This is a genomic window from Vibrio sp. 2130-1, from assembly GCF_033339515.1.
On sequence record NZ_JAWOUT010000371.1, the window covers coordinates 1 to 646 of the forward strand.

Here is a 646-nt window from a genome sequence, read left to right on the forward strand (position 1 = left end):
CCGTCTTACAACGAGACTTCACAAGCCCAACAGCCCAATGTGTCACGCATCCTTGGTTAATCTTCTTTCAACACACGCGATATACGAATATCTTTGTAGTCTCGCGGTACAACACATCGTCACGGACGACGATCAATTGGTATTTGAAGCACTCAAACATAATGACATCCAACACGCTTGCCAAGCCATTCGTGAAACTCAATCCGGTGAGGTGGTGTATCAACACCTCACTTTGAGATTCGGATTGCGCGGAGAGCAAAGCGTTTATCAGTTTGAGCTTTCCGAACAAATGCAATACTGCTTAGATTTGTTCAGCCTTTATCTCGCCTTACGACAAACTCAATTTCAATTAGAAGCTTTTCATCCAGATTTAATCAGCAACGTCGTCGTGCCAATTCGTGTCGATGCACTGCTGTGGGATCCGGGCGTGTATTTTCTTGGGCAGATGGTGCAGTTTCACTCAGCCGCTTTCCAGCATGTCATCCCATCCTTACAAGCAGATGAAACATTGTGACTTCACAAACGCATGGAAACGCTTGTCGAAAAACTGAAGGAAAATGCGTTTGCATTGTGGTTTGAAGTAGCCACATCCCAAACGCATTTTGAGCGTATTGCTGAATTTGATCCAGATATGATCAAACTCTCA

1 pseudogene is annotated in these 646 nt (G+C 44.6%); it reads left to right on the forward strand.

The annotated features are described in order from the left end of the window. Positions 1 to 52: 52 nt before the first annotated feature. A pseudogene (locus tag R7Q09_RS26300) lies at positions 53 to 646 on the forward strand (diguanylate phosphodiesterase); the annotation flags it as partial.